Origin of the sequence: Ruegeria sp. HKCCA5839 (assembly GCF_013035585.1) — a bacterium.
Lineage (GTDB): Bacteria > Pseudomonadota > Alphaproteobacteria > Rhodobacterales > Rhodobacteraceae > Ruegeria.
Genome location: NZ_WQIE01000011.1, coordinates 39,810 through 60,938 on the forward strand (window position 1 = coordinate 39,810; position 21,129 = coordinate 60,938).

The window sequence follows — 21,129 nt, forward strand, 5'->3', positions numbered from 1 at the left end:
GCAAGATGCAGCCTCAGCGGATTTTGGCAACGGCCTGTTCGACCGCTTGGCGGGTTTGGTCCAGATCGTCGTCCGTTATCGCCAATGAAGGGTAAAGCTTGCCCGGCGATTTGAAGATGCCGCTGGCCCGCAAGCTGTCATTGTAGGTTTTGTTGCGTGCAGCGTCATCATGTCTGGCCTCTCGATAATCCCGGCAGGGCGATGTGGTGAAATAGACATCAAAAAGGGTCGCATCCCCGACAATGCGGTGCGGGATATCGGCCTGGGTCAGCGCTTGGCTCTGCATGTCTTGCAACGCGGTGCCGACTTCGCGCAGCCTGTCGTATTGTCCCGGGCGCTTAAGGATCTCCAGCGTTTTCAGACCGGCCGCGGCTGCAACCGGATTGCCTGAAAGCGTGCCTAGCTGCATCAGCCAGCGGTCATCGCCCACAACGGATTTGTCAAAATGCTTCATGATCTCGGCGCTGGCACCAAGGGCAGCCAAGGGGAACCCGCCGCCGATGACTTTGCCCAGGGTGCAAATGTCGGGCGTGACACCGTAACGTTCCTGCGCGCCGCCATAAGCAAGCCGAAACCCGGTGACGATCTCGTCGAAGATCAGCAGGACACCATGTTTGTCACAAAGCGAGCGCAGACCCTGAAGATAGCCCGGCTCGGGCGGGATGATCCGTTGCAGGGGTTCGGCAATGATTGCAGCAATGTCCTTATGCTCTGACAAAAGCGCCGCAACGGCCTCCAGATCGTTATAGGGCGCGACCAGAACCTCTTGGGCCACCGCGTCCGGGATGCCTGCGCTGTCGGGCACAGGTTGCGGAAAATTCACGCGTTTGGATGGCGCAAGGCTCATCTGCGCTTCGGCACTCATGCCATGGTAACCGCCTTCAAACTTCAGCACTTTCGAGCGCCCGGTATAAGCCCGCGCCAGGCGGATCGCGTACATGTCCGCCTCGCCTCCGGTGGCTACGAACCGAACCTGTTCGCAACAAGGCACGGCGTCGATGATGGTTTCGGCCAGTTCGATGCCTTTGGCGTTGTTGGCAAAAAACGTCATGCCCTTGGGCAGTTGTTCCAGAACAGCTTCCATAACCTCGGGGTGGCCGTGACCCAGCAGCATGGGCCCGGATCCGATCAGATAGTCGATATATTCATTGCCATCCTCATCCCAGACGCGGCTGCCGTCGCCGCGCGCAATGACGATGCCGGAGTCGAAATTGCCGAACCCGCCAGCGGGCAACACGGCCCGAGCGCGGGTGATCCATTCAGCTTGGGTGGTCAGTTTCTGCATGTCTCAGTCCAACTCCAATACCGGGGTCCCCAGAAGATCAAGATCGGGCGTTACGCCCAAGCCGGGACCTTCGGGTGGTGCGATGCGACCGTTTTTGCGTATAGGCGCGTCGGGGCAGAGGCGCGGTGCCACATAGGCCGACAGATCACATGTGTTCAGCAGCGATTTTTGCGGGGTTGAGGCCGCGAAATGCAATGAGGCGGCGGTTACGATATCCGACCCCCAGGTGCATTCGGCGCAAATCTCGGCCCCCAGATGCACCGTCAGATCACGGGCGCGCCGCATCGCGGAAAGGCCGCCGAATTTGGACAGTTTCAGGGCCACCGCGTCCAGACACCCCAATTCGTGCGCCCGCAGCAAGCTTGCCAGATCAAAAGCGTTTTCGTCGATCTTCATGGGTAAGCCTGTGGCCTGACGCACGGCGGCACAGTCCTCCAGCGTCTGGCAAGGTTGTTCCAGCATGATATCCAGATGCGCCACCGCACGTCCTGTGCGCGTTGCCTGCAAACGCGTGGCACCGCAGTTCCAATCACCGTAGACCAAAGACCCGGGGCCAACGGTTTCGCGAACTTTGGCTAACCGCTCGGCATCTGCTTGCCAGTCATCATCCGCACCCAGTTTGACTTGAAACTGCCGGATCCCGCTTTGAAAAGCCACGCGCGCGATCTGCGCCATCTGATCCGGGGCGGTACATGTGATCGAATGGTAAAGCGGCATGTCTGCGCACCTTCGCCCGCCCAAAAGGGTATAGACAGGCAAGTTGATGGCTTTGCCGAACAGGTCCCACAAGGCGATGTCGATGATTGACTTGGCATACGAGTGACCCGGCAAAAACGCTTCCAATTCCGCCATCTTGGCCTCGACGCCCATAGGCGTTGCCCCCAGTAACAAGGGGGCCAACTCGGTCACCGCGCTTGGAACGCCCTTGGCATAGGCGGGCAGATAGTGCGGGATGGGACAGACCTCGCCCCATCCTTTCAGGCCTGTGTCCGTCTCAAGGCAAAGGACGTGAGTTTCAACGGTCGCGCAGGTTTTGCCATCAGCCATGTAATAGGTTTCATGGCTTTTCAATTCGATGGACCACAGTGACAAGCGGATGATCTTCATCGGCTCGCTCTTTGGAGAGGCTTCGAAGCGTTCCACTTACTCATTGTGCCGCCTCAAGCGCGCTGTCAGTGCGCGGCAACAGGCTGCCTGGATCATAAGCGGGCTCACCCAGCACCCGTGCGGCCCGTGGCATTCCGTGAATAACGACGCTCAGCTCGGTGCCCGGTGCGGCGGCCTCGGGTTTGACATAGGCAAAGGCCAGAATCTTGCCGGCCGTATGTCCATAGGCGACAGAAGCGGTTGAGCCGACAACGCACCCGTCCAGCATCACCGCCTCGCCGCCGTGCCCGTCAATCTCGCCATCCGGTTCGATCTCAAGATAGGCGCATATCCACGGCAGATCGGTGTTGAGGGTCTTGTCCTTGCCCAAATAGTCCTTGTCGGTGCGCGCAAAGCGCTGCACATCAGCCTCGGCCAGCGTGACCTCATTGGTCAGTTCCCCCGCGCCTTTGAAACCTTTCTCCATTCGCATCACGTTCATGGCAAAGCTGCCATAGTCGGCGATGCCATGCGGCCCACCCGCCGCCCAGAGCGCGGTGTAGACATCCAGACATGCGGCGTTGGGCATGTGCAACTCCCAGCCCAGCTCACCGGCATAGGACATGCGGAAGGCCCAAACCTTGTGGCCCGCGATGGTGATCTCTTGCGCCGAAAGCCAGCGGAACCCGGCATTGGTCAGATCAGCATCGGTGCAACGCGCCAGCACGTCGCGCGACCGGGGGCCGTTCAGTGACAGGGCCGACCAGTCGGCAGAGAGCGCGGTGATCTGCACAACCTCGTCGTTGCGCTGTTGGGTGAGGTGATCCAGCAGGCGCTGTTCAAAGAACGCGGCACAGACCAGATAGAACCGGTCTTCGGCCATGCGCACGATCGTGGTCTCCAACTCGATCCGGCCCCGGCGGTTCAGCATGTGGGTCAGGGTGATCGAGCCCAGTTTTTGCGGCATCCGGTTTGCGGTCAGCCGATCCAACAATGCGTAGGCGTCCGGCCCCGAAACCTCGACCTTGGTAAAGGCGGTGACATCCATGATCCCCACACGCTCGCGCACCGCCTTAACCTCAGCCGCGACCATGTCATCGGCGGGGGTGCGGCGAAAGGAATAGTGATCGCGCTGTTCCACCCCGTCGCGGGCAAACCAGCGGGGACGTTCAAAGCCAAAAACTTCCTCATGCACGGCGCCTTTGGATTTCAGCAGATCGTGCAGGGGTGAAGGTTTCACCGGGCGTCCGGCCAGTCGGTTGAAATGCGGGAAGGGGATTTCGTGGCGCAAGCAGTAATCTTCCTCGGCCTTAATCACCTGCCAGTCCTTGGTGGCATAGCTGCCGAACCGGCGCGGGTCGAATTCGCGCATCGAGATATCGGCAGCCCCATGTACCATCCAGCGCGCCAGTTCGCGGGTCAGGCCCGGTCCCCAGCCGATGCCGATCTGCGTACCGCAGCAACACCAATAGTTCCGAACGCCCGGTGCGGGCCCGATCAGCGGGTTGCCGTCCGGCGGGTGCGAGATCGCCCCGTGCACATCGCGCTGTATTCCAAGCTCGGCAAAAACCGGCATCCGGTTGAGGCTTTCCTCAAGCCACGGCATCACCCGGTCGTAATCGGCATCAAATAGCCAATTCTCATATTCCCACGGACAGTGATCATTCCAGACCGAATTCGGGTTCTCTTTCTCATAGATCCCGATCAGTCCGCGCTGCTGCTCCATACGGATATAGCCCGAGACCTTGCGGTCGTCGCGGATCACCGGCAGTTCGGTATCCAGGTTCTGAAATTCGGGCACAGGCTCGGTCACGAAATAATGGTGTGTCATCGAAGTCATCGGCAGTTGCAGCCCGGACCATTCGCCCATTTGGCGAGCATAGGTCCCGCCCGCGTTCACCACATGCTCGCAGGTAATGGTGCCCATCTCAGACTCAACCACCCATTCGCCGGTCTTGGCCTGCGTGATGTTGGTGGCGCGACAGTTGCGGAAGATGCGCACGCCCTTTTGCCGCGCGCCCGCCGCCATCGCCATGGTCACGTTGGTTGGGTCCACATGGCCGTCATCGGGCGTATGCAGCGCACCTAAAACACCGTCGAGATTGTAGAACGGGTGCAGTTCAGCCACCCTCTCAGGCCCGACCAGTTCGATGTTGAAGCCCAGCGACCGACCTACCGACAGGGTGTGGCGCAGCCAGTCCATCTCATCCTCGGTATAGGCCAGACGGAAAGAGCCGCAGCCATGCCATGTCACCGGTTGACCGGTTTCCGCCTCTAAAGCACCGGAATAAAGGCCGATGTTATAGTCCACGCATTTGCCCAGCCCAAAGCTTGAGGTCGAATGGGTGATTTGCCCCGCCGCATGCCAGGTACTGCCGCTGGTCAGTTCCGCCTTTTCCAGCAGGATGGTGTCTGCGCCCCAGCCTTCATGCGCCAGATGATAGGCCAGACCCACCCCCATGACACCACCACCGACGATCACAACGCGGGCATGAGTGGGTAGTTTCTTCTCGGACATGACATTTCCTCTTCCCGAGTCGCTTTTCTGCTCGACAGGCTAATTCCACATTTGTACCATCGTCAATCATGAATGACACAAATGTATCAATGACCGTCTTGACGCGCCTTACACAAGAGTGGGAGGCGCTGACCCCAGAGGCTCAGAAAGCCGCGCGCTATGTGTTGGAGAACCCCACGGATGTAGGGGTCTCAACCGTGCGAGAGATTGCCGAGGCCGCCAAGGTCAAGCCCAACACGTTTGTACGTATGGCCCGGCAGGTGGGTTTTGACGGCTATGAGGATTTTCGCGCACCCTTCCGCGATGCGATACGCAAGGGCAGCGTGTCCTTTCCGGATCGTGCCCGTTGGCTGCAGGATATCGGCAAGTCGGGTGAGTTGGGCGGGCTTTATGCCGATATGGTGGGCGCGGCGATCCGCAATATCGAAGACACGTTTGCAGGGATTGATGCTGCTGCGCTGAAGGCTGCGGCCGAAGCAATATGGAATAGCCGCCAGATCTTTACGCTGGGAGTTGGCGTCAACAATTCGAACGCGCGCAATTTCACCTATCTGGCCTCTACCGGGATGAAGCAGTTCCATGCGATCCCCCGGCCCGGGTCCACACCGGTTGACGATCTGGCTTGGGCGGACGACCAGGATGTGTTGATCGCCATCACCTGCCACCCGTACCGGACCGAAGTGATCGAGGCCGTAAAGCTGGCGCGCGACCAGGGCATGACGGTTATCGGGATTTCCGACAGCCCGGCCAGCCCGGTGATCCTGAATGCGCAGCACGGGTTTGTGGTGGCCGTAGACACGCCGCAATTCTTCCCGTCATCAGTGTCCACACTCGCCGTTTTGGAAACTCTGTTATCCTTCGTTATCGCCGTTGCCAGCGATGAAATTGTCGAACGGGTTGAAAGGTTTCACCGTCGTCGCCACCAGCTTGGCCTTTACGTGGAGGAGCCCGAATGAATGCCCCCCTGATCCATTCGCTCGACGCGCGGTATTACACCGACCCTGAGCTGTTTGCGAAAGAAATGCAGGGCCTGTTGGCGCGAACCTGGCAGTTCGCAGGCCATGTCGCGCAGGTGCGCGCGCCGGGCGATTATTTCGCGTTTGAAATTGCCGGGCAGAACCTCTTTTGCATCAAAGGGCGTGATGGCGAAATCCGCACGTTCTATAACGTGTGCCAACACCGCGCGCATGAAATGGTAAGCGGAGCAGGCAATACGCGCGTAGTGGTGTGCCCCTATCATTCCTGGACCTACGAGTTGACAGGCCAATTGCGCGCGGGGCCAAATATCAAATCGGTTCCGGGCTTTGATCGCAGCACTATTTGCCTGACTTCGGTGCGCACCGAACTGTTCAACGGCTTCATCTTTGTCAACTTGGATGACGACGCGGCCCCGATGGATGAGTGGTTTCCGGGCGTGCGCGAAGAACTGCGCGCCTTTGTTCCGAATATCGACGCGCTTGAACCGCTGGAATGGGTCGAAATACCTGAGAACTGCAACTGGAAGGTCAGTATCGAGAACTACTCGGAATGCTATCACTGCCCGACCAATCACCCGACCTTCGCCGAAGGCGTGGTCAAGCCCGAGACCTATGACATTCAGCCTGACGCGGGCGGAGGCTATGTGCTGCGTCACACCACCGAATGTCAAAGCCTTGAGAATATGACATATCCGATTGACCTTTCGGTGCCGCATGCTGGTGATTATCAGTCGTGGTTCCTGTGGCCCATGTTTTCGTTCCAATGCTATCCGGGCAATGTGCTCAACACCTATCACTGGCGCGCACACGATGCCGATCACTGCACCGTCTGGCGCGGCTGGTATACCGAAGGTGGATCTGAAAGCGCCGTGATCCGACAATTGGCTGTGCAAGACCGTGAGACCACGGTCGAGGAAGATATCCACCTCGTCGAAAGCGTCCATAGGGGGCTGAAATCGCGCGGCTATCGCCCGGGACCATTGGTTCTGGATCCCAATTGCGGGGTATTGTCCGAGCATTCCATCGCGCGGCTTCAACAATGGATGCGCGACGCGGTGGACGAGTGAGCGCATACCAAACATTCAGTTATTCGAGCGGAGAGACAGCATGGACGACATATTTGATGAAGACCTTTTTCTGAAAGGTCTGGAGCAGCGAAAAAGCACGCTGGGCGCGGAATATGTCGAGCGCAACCTCGAAGCTGCAGACGCGTTTACGCGCCCTTTTCAAGAGGCGATGACAGCTTGGTGCTGGGGCTTTGGCTGGGGCGACGATGTCATCGACGCCAAGACCCGGTCCATGATGAACCTGGCCATGATCGGTGCGCTGGGAAAGATGACGGAATGGGAAATTCATTGCAGGGGCGCCTTGCGCAACGGTGTCAGCTCGGATGAAATCCGCGCCATCATCCATGTCGTCGGCATCTATTGCGGCGTGCCTCAGGCCCTAGAGTGTTTTCGCGTCGCCAAAAAGGTGCTGTCAGACGCGACCTGACCCGTTTGATCCGCCCCAAGGGATCGTTTCGCAGAATCCAGATTGTCTGGTATTGTATCAGAGTGATCCTAAGGCTTGGGTGGGTTCTGCCTTTATTTCATCGCGTTAAGCTGGGCCTTGTTTAACGGCCGGGCACGCGTTTTCGCGGATGCCATGAATGTGCTGTGCCCTTATCGCGCTGACAAAAGACACAGAAAACATAAAGGGTGAGGGACAATAATGGCCGATCAGAAACTGCGCACAACCGATGGAAACGGACGCGTCTATGACAGCGTGCTGGACGCGATCGGCAACACTCCGGCCATTCGGGTCAACAATCTGGGCCCTGAATCGGTCGACATTTATGTGAAATTCGAAGCGTTCAATCCGGCAGGGTCGGTCAAGGACCGCTTGGCTGTGAACATCATCGAAGCGGCAGAACGCAGCGGTGCTTTGAAGCCCGGACAAACGGTTGTCGAAGCCACCAGTGGCAATACGGGGATTGGGCTGGCCATGGTCTGTGCGCAAAAAGGCTATCCGCTTGTGGTCACCATGGCTGACAGTTTCTCGGTCGAACGCCGCCGCCTGATGCGGATGCTGGGGGCCAAGGTGGTGCTGACTCCGCGTGCCGAGAAAGGTTTTGGCATGTATCGCAAAGCAGCAGAGCTGGCTGAGGCCCACGGTTGGTTGCTGGCGAGCCAGTTCGAAACGCAGGCCAATGCCGACATTCATGAGGCAACCACCGCACGAGAAATCATGTCGGATTTTGCGGGGCGTACTCTGGATTACTTTGTGACCGGGTACGGCACCGGCGGTACTCTGACCGGTGTGGCCCGTGTGCTGCGGAAAGAACGCCCCGAGACACGGATCATTCTGTCAGAACCTGCCAACGCGCAGTTGATCGGCAGCGGTATCGCAACCGAGCGTGGACCGGACGGTGATCCTTTGTCCGGCCACCCTGCGTTTGAACCTCATCCGATCCAGGGCTGGACACCCGATTTTATCCCAGCAGTTTTGCAGGAGAGCATCGACAATAAATACTATGACGAACTGATCCCTGTGCCCGGACCAACAGGAGTGGAGTGGGCCCGAAAACTTGCCAGTCAGGAAGGCATCCTGACTGGAATATCCGGCGGATCAACGTTCGCCATCGCTGTAGGCATCGCTGAAAAGGCCGCGCCTGGTAGCACCATTCTGTGTATGCTGCCTGATACGGGCGAGCGCTATCTGAGCACGCCTCTTTTTGAGGGTATTGCCGAAGAGATGACCGAGGAAGAGATTGAGATCTCAAAGTCCACGCCAGGTTGCCAGATGCCCTGAAAGGTCATGAAACCGTTACAGTTTGTCAGTAGTGGCTGACATTCATCGGTAAGTTCTGACCCAAAGACGGAAGAAAAATGAGCAAGTTCAAAGCGGTTGTGTTCGACTGGGCTGGGACCGTCGTCGATTTTGGTTCATTTGCGCCGATGGGGGTTTTTGTCAAAGCTTTTGCTGAATTTGGGATCACGGCGACAATCGAACAGGCACGTGGCCCGATGGGGGCTGCCAAATGGGACCACATCCAAACCATGATGGCGATGGATGATATTGCTGCCCAGTGGGAGGCAAAATTCGGTAACCCTCCCGGCGATGCGGATGTCGACAAGGTCTATGAAGTCTTTGTGCCCATGAACGAGAAGGTTGCCGCAGATTATGCAGATTTGGTGCCGGGTGCCAAAGAGGCCATCGACGCGTTGCGCGAAATGGGGCTCAAGATCGGGTCGACCACCGGCTATACTAGATCGATCATGGAGAATGTGCTGCCGGTGGCCGCGCAGCAGGGCTATGTGCCCGACAATTTGGTCTGTTCTGACGATTTGCCCGAAGGGCGTCCAGGGCCATTAGGCATGTATAAATGCATGGTCGATCTGGTCGCTTATCCACCAGCGGCACTTATCAAGGTTGACGATACGGCCCCCGGTATCAAGGAAGGTGTCGCCGCCGGATGTCTGACCGTTGGTGTGGCCATGTCAGGCAACGCGGTGGGAAAGACACCGGATGAATTGGCCGCGCTGGGCGAGGCTGAGGTTGACGCGTTGCGCCAACATGCGACGCAGATCCTGAAAGACGCAGGCGCGGACTATGTGGTCGACACTGTGGCAGACTTGCCTGAACTGCTGCGCCAGTTGGACAGTGCAGCCTGACCTTGGCGTAAGCTTAACTTGGCAACACGCCACCAAATGGCTATCATCCTGGAAATTGAAGCGATCCGAGAATTCGGAGCCAGGTAATTATTCTACCTACGGCCCGGCACCGGTCACACAAGGAATACCAGTTTATTGTGCCGTCCTAACGGCTTTTGAAATATTTGTTTTTAATTGGTACCAGGGACTGCGGCACGATGGACGTCAAAACCTGGTTGGAAAGCAACGCGTTGGGAAAATACGTAGATGCTTTTCTGGCCAACGCGATTGATCTGGATATCGTCGCATCGCTGAGCGAGGCGGATTTGATTGAGCTCGGCCTGTCGCTGGGTGACCGCAAGCGTGCAATGCGCGCGATTCAAGAGCTTCCAAAATATGGTGCTGTCGCGGAATGGCCCGATCTGCAACAGACCGGGCACTTGGCGCATCATGCGATCCCAGAGAGGCGGCATCTGTCCGTCATTTTTGTGGATCTGATTGGATCAACGCAACTGTCCAATCAGATGAACCTTGAGGATTATCGCGGTACGCTGCATCGCTACCAGAACCTGTGTCTGGATGTCATCCGCGCGCATAACGGACATGTGGCGCAGTTTCTCGGCGACGGAGTTGTCGGATATTTCGGCTACCCTCGGGTTGAAGAAAACGATGCCGAACGCGCGGTTACCGCCGGGTTAGAGCTCTGCGAAGCAATGGGCAAATTGCGGCGAACAGACGGGCGCCCTTTGGCGGTTCGGGTGGGCATCTCTTCGGGTGAGGCGGTCGTCGACGAGCATTCGACCTTTGGCGGTCTGGTATTTGGCAATGTTCCTAACCTGGCAGCGCGCATACAAGCCCATGCCGACCCAAGTTCGGTGGTCATAAGCGACCGGACCAAGGATCTGATCGGCAAAAACTTTGTCTGCGACTGGAAGGGCAAACATGCGCTCAAGGGGTTTGATGACCCGGTTGGCGTTTGGCAACTGGTGCGGGCAGAGAAATCGACCTTGCGCTTTAGAAACAGGCCGCGTGCGCGCGAAGATACATTTGTCGACCGCGAAGATGAGCGCCGGGTGCTGGAAGATTGCTGGCGCCTGACACGGGGTGGCAAAGGGCAAACCGTGATGATCTCGGGCCAGGCGGGGATTGGGAAATCCTGTCTGATCGAAGTGGTCAGTCAGTCCATAGCATCGGGTGGGCGGATGCAGCTGGATTTTCAATGTGCCCCCAATCATGAGGCCAGCGCCTATTTCCCGATCAAGACCTGCATCGAAACTCTGGCGGGCATCCGCATTTCAGACGACAACGCACAAAAGCTTAAGAAACTTGAAAAGCTTCTGGATGACAACGACGGCAAGACCGACAGCACACTCGCACTTTTTGCCAGCCTGATCTCTGTGTCGCTGCCGGGGCAGCAAGAGGCACCCGATCTTGCCTCTAGCCAGTCAAGCGACCAGATACAGGCCGCCTTGGTCAAGATTGTCGGCTCAATGGCTGCGCGCCAACCGGTTTTGATGCTGTTTGAAGATCTGCAGTGGGTCGACCCGTCGACAGAGCAGTTGATTGACCTGCTATCAAAGCAATTGCGGTCGGTCCCGGTAATGATCGTCTGCACCTACCGACCGGGCTATCACCCTCCTTGGGCGGGGCGCGACGGCGTTAACACCATCGAACTGCGGCGGTTGGGGCAGGGGGATGTGCTTGAGATGCTCAACAACCTGCTCAAGACCATTCCCGTCTCGCCGGACGTGAAACAAAGGATCGCCACCCGCACGGGTGGTGTTCCGTTGTTCACCGAAGAAATGGCCCGGATGGTCGAGGATCGGTTTTCCGATACCGATCCCAAACGTTCCGAGGATGAGGCGCTTTTCCTACCGTCCACATTGAAAGAACTCTTCTGGTCGATGATCGACAGGCTGAATGAGGCGCGCGCGCTGGTGCCAATCTGCGCCGCCATCGGTCAGAACATCCGACCTGCCATGGTCAAGATGGTCAGTGAAAGCACGGACGCGGAAACGCAATCTGCGCTGAACGAGCTGGTCGAGGCTCAGATCCTTGTTCCGCGTGGCGACGATGCGGACCGGCTTTATGCGTTCCGGCACGGGCTTATTCAGGAAGCCGCGTACGAGCTGATGCTACCCAGCCGAGCACGCGCCGTACACAAACGCATCGCCGCCGTGATGCGTGAAGACTTCAAGACCCTGTCCGATCAACATCCCGAACTGTTGGCCTATCACTTCTCACGCGCCGAGATGTTTTCCCAAGCGCGCGATGCCTGGTGTCAAGCGGCCGCAGTGGCGGCAAGCCGGTCGGCCAACGAAGAAACCATCCGGCATCTGAGATCGGCGCTGAGCGAAAACGAAAAGACCGAAGCATCAGCGACGCGTGACCGTGAAGAGATCGCTGTTCGAAAAATGCTGAACCTTGCGCTGAGCAAGCGGGCCTTCGGCTCGGCCGAAGTGATGGAAAATTTTCGGCGCTATCGTGACCTTCTGGAGCGCACAAGCGGAGATGGCGCGGATACGTTTCTGGCGGTTCACGTGCAGTTTGGCGCGCAATTGATGCAGAGCGACGCGCCGGGAGCCTTGGTGCTGTGCGACTATCTTCAGGAAATTGCTGACCGCGCCGGGGATCCGACAATGCAGGCTCTGACGGCGCATAACCTCGGCATGAGCAATTTCATGCTGGGCCGTCTGGACGCGGCGATTTCTGCTTTCGATCAGGCCCTATACTTGCGCAAGCAAACTTCGCGGGCAGATGTGCTGACCTATCACGAGTCGGATATCCAACTTGTTGATGCGGTCATGCGGTGTTGGGCTCATGCGCTGAAGCCGGACAATCAAGCCACGGCGCAGCAGTTGATTTCCGAAGCGCAGGAATTGGTGCGAGCCGATCAACACGACTTCACCCGCTGCTATGCGCTGAACGTCCTGGCGACGGCTTACCAAAACCTTGGGGATGTTCCGCGCCTGCGTCGTCTTGTTGATGAGGCGATGGAGATCAGTGGCAAGCGCGAGTTCCGTTATTGGTACGCTTGGGGTGAAATTCTGCTGGGGTGGGCCCATACAACCCAAGGCGAATATGAACGCGGGATCGAAGAACTACGAAAAGGCATTCAGGATTACCAGGCGACGGGCTCGACGCAGATCTTGCTTTATGCCCGCACATTGCTCGCTGATGCCTATCTTGAGGCCGCCCGATACGAGGAAGGTCTGGAAGAAATCCAGAGGATCCGCGAAGACGAAAAACGCCTGACTGTTCGCTATCAGATGCCACTGACAGACCGTGTGGAAAATACGCTGAGATTGACCCTGGGTGCGACCGTGTTGTGACGATGAATGTTGCGCTTTTCGCGTTATGTTTGAAATTTTTGGAAAAAATCGTTAATATGAATATGCATTAAAGCTTCTTAAAACCTTAGTTTCAGGAGAGAATAATGTTCACCAGCAAGACATTCAGAAGATTTTGCCTCGGGGCATTGACGTCTGTTGCGGTCCCGCTTGCGGCCATCGCCAGCGAGATTGAGGCCCAAGATGGTGAGGTCAAGATCGAGGGGGAACGCGGCGATTATTCTGGTGGACAGTACCAGTTTCGGTTCCATTATCACCCCGAAGCAGACAGCCGCGCGTTGTTGGAGGAGGGTTTGCCTTTTGACACCTCGGGCGGTGCGGTCGAAATCAATTCGGTCGACCTGTTCCAAAAGTACCGGGGTGAGGAGTTGATTGAGGCCCCCGAGTTTCAGGCCCTGCAGCGCCAATCCGCAAGGGGTGGCGTCGCTGCGGCGTTCTCGGACATGGTTTTGTTTGAACTTGCGGTTCTACAGAAGAATTGCGTCGCGAATGGCGAGCCCATCGCAAATTCGGCGATCACGCCTGTCTATAGCAACATCCGATTGCACACCAATCCGATCCGCGGCAATGCAGTATTCAATGTGTTTTCCTACAAAGAGATCACCTGCACGGAAAACGGCAATCTCCTGACCATACCTTTGAAGCGGCGTTGGGTAATCTCGGCCTTGCGCGGCCTGGAGCAGCGCGACATTACCAAGACCATTACCTTCGTCGACGCAAGCGGCAATACGGTCCAGACTGATATGACCTATATGATGTCGGCGGGTGGCAAGGATTTGCGTTTAATGGCCTATTATTCGAACCTGACGCTCAGCGGAGACCGTTTCCAGCAAGATATGAAGCTGGTTTCAGCTTTTGATGAGTTTGGCAACGTCGATCCGCGTAACAAATACTATCGCCCGCACGAAGACAGTTGTCTGGACATCGTGTTCAAGAACAAGCCAACCAATGACCATAAGATCTGGTCCAGCCCGACCTCGATGCTGTTCTGCGCGCGCGGCTGTATACCGGGAGATGTCAGCGCAACCAAATAAAGCGTGCATTTGCGTGACCCCTCTGGGGTCACCAACCGCGTCGTCCGAACAGGGCGTGAATGCGGTTCTGGGTGGCAAACGGATCCGTTTCGGTGGGCTTTGAGAGGCGTGTCGTGACACGGCTGACCAACACCCATCCGATGGCCGCAAATATCACACCCCCAAAAGCTTGCCCGAGCAGCACCCCGGGGGCACCGGCCAATTGGGATCCGATCATCACAAAAATCCAGGTTCCGATCGAGTGCCGCCCCCAATTTATCCATGTGGAATAGATGGGGTGGCCCAGATTGTTGAAACTGGCATTGGTGACAAAGATGACGCCGTTGAAGAACGAAGCCAGCGCCAGCGGCCCGCAGAACAGGTAGATCAGCGTGCGTGTTTCACCTTGAGCGTCGAACAGACCGGCGATCGGGGCTCGGAGCAAGAACAAGATGGTTGCCATGATCAGGACGTAGATGGCGGTGAATTTGACCCCTGCCAGAAAGGCGGCACGGACCCGGTCAAAGCGGCCTGCTCCGAAATTCTGCCCAATGATGGGCCCGATCGCACCGGACAGCGCAAAGATGACAGAAAACGCGACAGGCATCAGACGGCCTATGATTGCCATGCCTGCCACCGCCTCGGTGCCATAGCTGGCAATCTCGCGCACCACGATGGCGTTGCCAATCGGTGTGGCGACGTTGGTCAATACGGCAGGCACTGCGATAAGCCGGACGGCTGAGAAATCCCGGATCACCTGAGCGGGTGATGGGCGTGCAAACCCGTTATGCACACGGATCGCGGGCAAAAGCGCAGCGATCAACATCGTGATCCGCGCCAGGACGGACGCGATGGCCGCGCCGTCCAGGCCCAGACCGACCCCAAAGATCAGGATCGGGTCAAGCACTGCATTCACGATGCCGCCGTAGATTGTCGCCATCATCGAACGGCGGGCATCCCCGCGTGCACGCAAAACGGCCATTGCGGTCATGGCAAAGGACATTACCCACATGGTGGGCAGGATGATCGTCATATACCGCGCGGCCAGACGCAGCACCTCACCTTCTGCGCCAAGCAGAGACAGCAGGCTATCAAGGTTGAGCAAGACGATAAGTGAGATCAAAATCGCGCTGCACACGCCCAAGGCGGCGACGCTTGCAGCATAGGTCCGGGCCTGATCAGATCGACCCGCGCCCAGCTCGCGCGCGACCAACGCTCCGGCTGCGATGGACAGGCCGATATTGACCGCATTGGTGAAGAACAACAGCGTGCCAGCATAGCCGACTGCTGCGGCCAGAGCGTCATTGCCCAGCATCGAAATGAAAACCATGTCGACAAAATCGACCGCGAAGATCGCCATCAGGCCAATACTGGTGGTCAGGGACATGCGCACGACGTGCCGCATCAGGCTGCCGGTCAGAAACACCGCCTTGGTTTCGGAAGCCTCTGCCATACCGTACTGATTCCCCGCTGTGTCAGGCCACACTGCCTTTTATTTCAACCTGCCGACAAGGGCCGTCTTCATCTCGCGTTTTTCAAAACTCCGGTTTTCGTTTTCTACGATGGTGACGTGTTTCAGTTGCTCGAGGGGCCGTCAGGGCGGTGTAATTTGGAAAGGCATTGGGAGGTGTTGAATGAAATCGCGCACAAAAGTTGTGGTCATTGGCGGTGGTATTGCCGGATGTTCGACTTTGTACCATCTGACGCAAGAGGGTTGGAGCGATGTCGTTCTGGTCGAACGCAATGAGCTGACCAGCGGAACCACATGGCACTCTGCCGCGCAAGTGACGAACTTCGGCATGAACCAAACCATGGTTGGGTTAAAGACCCATTCGATCAACCTGTACAAAGAGCTGTCCGAAGATCCTGAGTATCCCATCAACTATCACCATGGAGATGGTGGCATCCGTTTGGCCAATACCGAGGCGCAGATGCAGGGCTATCGTCACTTCGCCTCGATGGCGCGCGGTATGAACGTGCATTTCGAGGTGATTGATGCGGCAGAGTGCGCGCGCCGTCATCCGTTGATTTCGACCGACAACTTGATTGGCGGGCTATGGGACCCGCTTGACGGCGATATCGACCCTGCGCAGTTGTGTCAGGCCTTGGCGCGGCGCGCACGAAAGGCGGGCGCGGAAGTTTACCGCAACACGCCCGTCACAGGTCTGATCCAGCACCAGGATGACACTTGGACCGTGCAGACTGACAAGGGAGACATCGACTGTGACATCGTGGTCAATGCCTGCGGATATCGGGTGAACGAGGTTGGCGCAATGATGGGGGTTCATCACCCCGTGGCCTCGATGGAGCATCAGTATTTCCTGACAGAAGAAATCCCGGCGATCAAAGACGCCGGTCACCGGATGCCCCTGATCCGCTGTCCGATCAGCGACTATTATTGCCGCCAAGAAAAATATGGCCTGTTGGTCGGGTTTTACGAACAGGATTGCAAAACCTGGGGCATGGACGGGATTGACCCCAACTTTGTCAATGCGTTGTGCCCGGATGATCTGGACCGCGTGACCGATGTTCTGGAAGGGGCCTTTGCCCGGATGCCTGCCTTGATGGAGGTGGGGATTCACACCATCGTCAACGGGCCGATCACCTATACCATCGACGGTGCTCCTTTGGTGGGTCCGATCCCTGGCAAACGCAACGCATTTTGCATCATTGGACTGCGCGCTGGGCTGGGCGAGGGTGGTGGGCATGGCTGGCTTTTGGCACAGCAGATCGTTCATGGTGAGGCGTGTTATGACACGTGGTGCCTGGACCCGCGCCGCTTTACCGGGCACGCGAATGTCGAACTGACGGCGCTGAAGGCGATTGAGGATTATCAAAACGAGTTTCGGTTTCACTTCCCCCACGAACATCGCCCTGCCGGACGCCCAGCCAAGACAACGCCGTTGACGCCCGTGCTGGCAGCGGAAGGCGCTGACTTTACAGTGGTGAACGGATGGGAAAGGGCAGATTACTTCAAGCCAGATCCGGAGTTCCATCACACGCCAGGCTTTCACTTTGACGAATCGTTTGACGTCGTGGGTGCCGAAGTGCGCGCGGTGCAACAGGCCGTGGGCCTATGCGAGGTGAACGGGTTCAACCGGCTTGAGATCACCGGCGCAGATCGCCAACGCTTTCTGGACCGCTTGGTCTGCGGCGCGGTGACCAAACGCAATGGACGCGTCGGGCTGGGGTATTTGCTGAACCACCATGGCAGGATCAAAGCTGAGGCTACCTTCGCCAACCTGCCCGCAAGTGATCGCGGGCCTCAGCGGGTTTGGTACGGGTCAGCAGCTGCAAGTGAATTTCACGATATGGATTGGTTGCAACAGCATATCCAGCAAGGCGAGCACGTGCAGATACGGTCCTTGACCAATGACCAGACCATATTGGTTCTTGCCGGACCCAAGGCGCGTGATGTGCTGGCCACTTGCGCGCGCGGCGACTGGTCGAATGAGGGTTTTCCCTGGCTCAGCCTGCGCGAATGTTTCGTTGGTTTTGCACCGGCAACGGTCATGCGAGTCAGTTTCTCGGGCGAGCTGGCCTATGAAATCCATGTGCCGAACGCCTCGCTCTATGCGGCTTATCTGGCTTTGCGCCAAGCGGGCGAGGCGCATGGGCTAAAGCTGTTTGGCGCGCGCGCTGTCGAGGCGATGCGGATGGAGAAGGGGTTTCTGCATTGGAAAGCCGATCTGATCACCGAATTCGATCCATATGAGACTGGGTTGGGCAGGTTCGTGAAGCTGGAAAAAGGCGACTTCGTTGGCAAAGATGCTCTGATCGCGAGAAAAGCCAAGGGCCCGCAGCGCAGGCTGGTCACGTTACAGCTTGATTGCGATCACGCGCCTGCGCATGCAGGTGCTTCTGTCATGCTTGGGGATCGTGTCGTGGGTACGGTAACGTCTGGCGCCTGGGGGTATCGCGTCGGCATGAACCTGGCTTATGCCTTTGTTACGCCGGAGTTGGCAGAGAACGGCAACCAGATGCAAATGGATCTGTGCGGTGACATAGTGCAGGCGCGTGTGATCCCACCATCCCCCTACGATCCGGGTTTCGAAATCATCAAATCGTAAAAAAGAAAAACCCCGGGTGGTAGCCCGGGGTTTTCTGTTTCTTTGAAAGATCAGCTGCGACCTTTCCAGGGCACCAACCAGTTTTCAGCCATGCGCATCAGGATGTCGATGCCGTACCCGATGATACCGATCAAGACGATACCCATGATGACGATATCGGTCAGCTGGAACTTGGATGCGGCGATGATCATCATCCCGGCACCTTTCTGGGCGGCAACCAATTCGGCCGCAACCACGGTGCCCCAGCAGACGCCCATCGCAACACGCGCGCCCGTAAAGATCTCGGGCAGCGAGTTGGGAACGATGACATGGCGCATGATCTGCCATTTCGAGGCCCCCAGCGAATAGGCCGCGTGGATCTTCGAGATATTGACCCCGGACACACCAGCCCGCGCCGCGATGGTCATGATCCACAAGGCGGCCAGGAACAGCAGGACGATCTTACCCGTCTCCCAGATGCCGAACCAGATGATGACCAGCGGGATCAAGGCCAGCGGTGGAACCGGGCGCATGAATTCGACGATCGGATCGAACCAACCGCGGAACCAGCCCGACAGGCCCATGGCATAGCCCAGTGGAATGCCGATAAGCGCGCCGGTGACAAAGCCTGCAAAAACACGGAACAGGGACCAGCCCAGATGCTCCCACAGCGAGAAGTTCTGATACCCTTCGGTCGCGATTTCAAAGAAGCGGGCAACAACGGTTTCAGGCGCAGGCAGCCAGATCGGGTTCATCTGCAATCCCTGAGCAGGCGTAAAAGTAATTGCGCCTTTATCCGTCAGAGAAACGGTACCATCCCCCACGTCAACGCGGGCGTCTGGTCCGATTGGAGTGCCATTGATCGCGACGATCTTGGCGCCATCCTTGCGGCTTGTTTCGTCGTTCTTGTCGAAGATGAAGGTCGAGGACCGACCGCTTGGAGCTCCGAACCCGTCATCTTTCGCAAACCCATCACCGGGATCAACGTCAAACGCCTCGGCATCTTCACCGAACGGGGGAACGCGGACAAAGACTGTCGCTTCGTCGGTCGATCCGTCAGGGTGTTCCAACGTATAGGTGAACTGCGTGTCACCGACAAAAGGCCCCGGAACATGGATCGGAAGCAGTTTCGATCCGGTGAACGCGCCCCAGATCACAAAGATCACCAGAACCGAGATGAACGAGGCCACGCGGTCCGCGCGCACGGCGCTTTCGTCGCCAAAGGTGACGGTCTTTAGGCTGGTAAAGTCCTGACGGCTTTCCAGACCTTTGCGCAGCAGGTTGACGATCAGAAACGCGCCGCCAAACAGGCCGACATAAAACAGAAGAACGATCATGATGCTTGCTCCGTGCGGCCCATGATTTCTTCTTCCATTTCCCAAATCATGGTCAGGATTTCGTCTCGGGTTTCGGCAAAACCCTCGGATTTTTTCACGTCGCGCAGGTCCGCATTCACGCCGCGTTCCGCGAATGGCAGGTTATACTGCTTGTGAATGCGCCCCGGACGTGGGGCCATCACGATCAGGCGTTCGCCCAGCAACAAAGCCTCCTCCACCGAGTGGGTAATCAGGATGATGGTCTTGCCGGTCTCTTTCCAAAGCTTCAGAACCAGACCCTGCATCTTTTCGCGGGTCAGCGCGTCCAAGGCCCCCAGAGGTTCGTCCATCAAAATGACATCGGGCTCGTTGGCCAGGCATCGTGCCAGCGCCACGCGCTGCTGCATCCCGCCGGACAGTTCGTAAACCGCTTTGTCTTTGAAGTCTTGTAGGCCAACAACTTCGAGAAGGTGGTCTGAGATCTTGTTTCGTTCGGCCAGGGGCATCCCCTTCATCCGCGGGCCGAAATCAACGTTTTCGCGGACGTTCATCCACTCAAAAAGCGCGCCTTTCTGAAACACCATGCCGCGTTCGGCGTCGGGGCCTTTGACCACATGGCCGTTAAGCTCGACCCGGCCCGAAGTTGGGGCCAGAAACCCGGCTACGATATTGAGCAAAGTTGTCTTGCCGCAACCCGACGGCCCCAGAACCGAGACCAATTCGCCTTCCTTCAAACTGAGCGATACGTCCTGAAGCGCCTGCACAGAAGTGCCATTAGGCAAGTCAAAACGCATGGACAGATCGATAATGTCCAATTCGGGCATTCTGTTTCCTTCCTGCTGTTATAACTGGGGGCTGGCCTGGCAACAGGACCAGCCCCCAGAACTTTGCTTGGTTGTCTTAGTTGGACGCTGCGGCCAACGGCGCCGCGTTCACAGCACCTTCATATGTGTCCAAGGCTGAATCGATGCTACCAGCCGAGACAAAGACGTTTGCCACGCCTTTCATGAAGTCCTGAGCGCCACCACCCAGCCATTTTTCCGACAGCTGTTCTTCGGCAGACGGGAACGAGAATGTTGCGATCGTTGCTTTTGCATCGGCAAGATCCATACCGGCATCCTTGGCGATGACCTCCAGCATGGCATCCTGGTTGTCACCCGCATTCCATTCCGCGTTCGCGGCTGCAGTGATCTCGAGGAACTTGGCCAGCAGTTCGGGCTCTTCCTCTACAAAGGACGAAGGCGCGCTCGTTACGTCAAAGACGAGGATACCCAGTTCTTCTTTTTCAGCACCGGTCAGCAGAACGTTACCGTGTTCGGTCATGCGGCGCAGCGCTCCACCCCAACCGCAGACCATGTCCAGGTTGCCCTGAGCAAAGGCAGCTGCACCATCTGCAGGAGCCATGTCAACGATTTCCAGCGAGCTGAGATCAACACCGAAGTGTTCCATCTGAGACAGGAAACCATAGTGGGCGGCGGTTCCGATCGGTACACCGACCTTCTTGCCGTTCAGTTCACCCGCGTTGGTTTTGTCGATTTCCAGAGCTTCGGCAACAACGCAGTTGTCATTTTCCGAATAGCTTACGGCAACGTCAACGGCTTGCAGATCCTGACCGGCAGAGGTGGCGACAACAAAAGGCGGTACGCCCTGGCTCACGGCGATTTGGACATCGCCCGAAGCCATTGCAGCCGACATCGCGGTGCCGGTGTCAAAGGATACCCAGTTGATCTTGACGCCCATTTCTTCTTCGTATGTGCCATTGGCTTTGGCATACTGGAAGGGCATTGGCCATTCCAAGAAGTAGGCAACAGTGATTTCATCCGCCGCTGAAGCCTGAGAAGCAGACACCGCAGCCGCCGCGGCACATACCGTCGAAAGCAGATATTTCTTGAACATTTTG

Annotated in this window: 15 protein-coding genes; 8 read left to right on the forward strand and 7 right to left on the reverse strand. The window is 57.5% G+C overall.

Annotation, left to right across the window (positions count from 1 at the left end):
* Nucleotides 1–13: 13 nt before the first annotated feature.
* From GOV38_RS20105 to GOV38_RS20115, 3 genes are read right to left on the reverse strand one after another with little or no spacing between them, the layout of a single operon-like run.
* Complete coding sequence (locus GOV38_RS20105) at nucleotides 14–1,285, reverse strand: aspartate aminotransferase family protein (RefSeq protein WP_171210057.1); 1,272 nt, start codon at nucleotides 1,283–1,285, stop codon at nucleotides 14–16.
* A 3-nt stretch (nucleotides 1,286–1,288) separates the two neighbouring features.
* Complete coding sequence (locus tag GOV38_RS20110) at nucleotides 1,289–2,392, reverse strand: mandelate racemase/muconate lactonizing enzyme family protein (protein ID WP_171210058.1); 1,104 nt, start codon at nucleotides 2,390–2,392, stop codon at nucleotides 1,289–1,291.
* Between the two features lie 40 nt (nucleotides 2,393–2,432).
* Nucleotides 2,433–4,889, reverse strand: coding sequence for an FAD-dependent oxidoreductase (locus tag GOV38_RS20115; RefSeq protein ID WP_171210059.1), 2,457 nt, complete (start codon nucleotides 4,887–4,889; stop codon nucleotides 2,433–2,435).
* A gap of 68 nt (nucleotides 4,890–4,957) precedes the next feature.
* On the opposite strand from GOV38_RS20115, the gene GOV38_RS20120 reads away from it, so the two are divergent.
* From GOV38_RS20120 to GOV38_RS20150, 7 genes are all read left to right on the forward strand, one after another.
* Nucleotides 4,958–5,845 carry a MurR/RpiR family transcriptional regulator gene (locus GOV38_RS20120; RefSeq protein ID WP_171103467.1) on the forward strand — a complete coding sequence of 296 codons (888 nt, stop codon included), beginning with the start codon at nucleotides 4,958–4,960 and terminating at the stop codon, nucleotides 5,843–5,845.
* Nucleotides 5,842–6,933: an aromatic ring-hydroxylating dioxygenase subunit alpha gene (locus GOV38_RS20125; RefSeq protein ID WP_171210060.1), complete on the forward strand. Its 1,092-nt coding sequence runs from the start codon at nucleotides 5,842–5,844 to the stop codon at nucleotides 6,931–6,933. The genes GOV38_RS20120 and GOV38_RS20125 overlap by 4 nt, the downstream gene beginning before the upstream one ends.
* 40 nt (nucleotides 6,934–6,973) lie before the next feature.
* A complete protein-coding gene (locus tag GOV38_RS20130) occupies nucleotides 6,974–7,360 on the forward strand; it encodes a carboxymuconolactone decarboxylase family protein (protein WP_171210061.1) in 387 nt (128 codons plus the stop codon).
* Between the two features lie 219 nt (nucleotides 7,361–7,579).
* On the forward strand, nucleotides 7,580–8,659 hold the full coding sequence (locus tag GOV38_RS20135; protein WP_171210062.1) for a PLP-dependent cysteine synthase family protein: 1,080 nt from the start codon (nucleotides 7,580–7,582) through the stop codon (nucleotides 8,657–8,659).
* Between the two features lie 77 nt (nucleotides 8,660–8,736).
* Nucleotides 8,737–9,522, forward strand: coding sequence for a phosphonoacetaldehyde hydrolase (phnX, locus tag GOV38_RS20140; RefSeq protein WP_171210063.1), 786 nt, complete (start codon nucleotides 8,737–8,739; stop codon nucleotides 9,520–9,522).
* Between the two features lie 197 nt (nucleotides 9,523–9,719).
* A complete protein-coding gene (locus tag GOV38_RS20145; protein ID WP_171210064.1) occupies nucleotides 9,720–12,833 on the forward strand; it encodes an AAA family ATPase in 3,114 nt (1,037 codons plus the stop codon).
* A 104-nt stretch (nucleotides 12,834–12,937) separates the two neighbouring features.
* Nucleotides 12,938–13,885 carry a hypothetical protein gene (locus GOV38_RS20150; RefSeq protein WP_171210065.1) on the forward strand — a complete coding sequence of 316 codons (948 nt, stop codon included), beginning with the start codon at nucleotides 12,938–12,940 and terminating at the stop codon, nucleotides 13,883–13,885.
* 28 nt (nucleotides 13,886–13,913) lie between these two features.
* On the opposite strand, the gene GOV38_RS20155 is transcribed toward GOV38_RS20150, so the two are convergent.
* Nucleotides 13,914–15,317, reverse strand: coding sequence for an MATE family efflux transporter (locus GOV38_RS20155; protein ID WP_254430649.1), 1,404 nt, complete (start codon nucleotides 15,315–15,317; stop codon nucleotides 13,914–13,916).
* 181 nt (nucleotides 15,318–15,498) lie between these two features.
* Between GOV38_RS20155 and GOV38_RS20160 the strand changes: the two genes are divergently transcribed.
* Nucleotides 15,499–17,934: an FAD-dependent oxidoreductase gene (locus GOV38_RS20160; protein WP_171210066.1), complete on the forward strand. Its 2,436-nt coding sequence runs from the start codon at nucleotides 15,499–15,501 to the stop codon at nucleotides 17,932–17,934.
* Between the two features lie 50 nt (nucleotides 17,935–17,984).
* Here GOV38_RS20160 and GOV38_RS20165 read toward each other — a convergent pair whose 3' ends face one another.
* From GOV38_RS20165 to GOV38_RS20175, 3 genes are all read right to left on the reverse strand, one after another.
* On the reverse strand, nucleotides 17,985–19,250 hold the full coding sequence (locus GOV38_RS20165; protein WP_171103480.1) for an ABC transporter permease: 1,266 nt from the start codon (nucleotides 19,248–19,250) through the stop codon (nucleotides 17,985–17,987).
* Complete coding sequence (locus GOV38_RS20170; protein WP_171133663.1) at nucleotides 19,247–20,053, reverse strand: taurine ABC transporter ATP-binding protein; 807 nt, start codon at nucleotides 20,051–20,053, stop codon at nucleotides 19,247–19,249. The genes GOV38_RS20165 and GOV38_RS20170 overlap by 4 nt, the downstream gene beginning before the upstream one ends.
* A gap of 76 nt (nucleotides 20,054–20,129) precedes the next feature.
* Nucleotides 20,130–21,125, reverse strand: a complete 996-nt coding sequence (locus GOV38_RS20175) for an ABC transporter substrate-binding protein (protein WP_171103484.1) — start codon at nucleotides 21,123–21,125, stop codon at nucleotides 20,130–20,132.
* Nucleotides 21,126–21,129 lie beyond the last annotated feature (4 nt).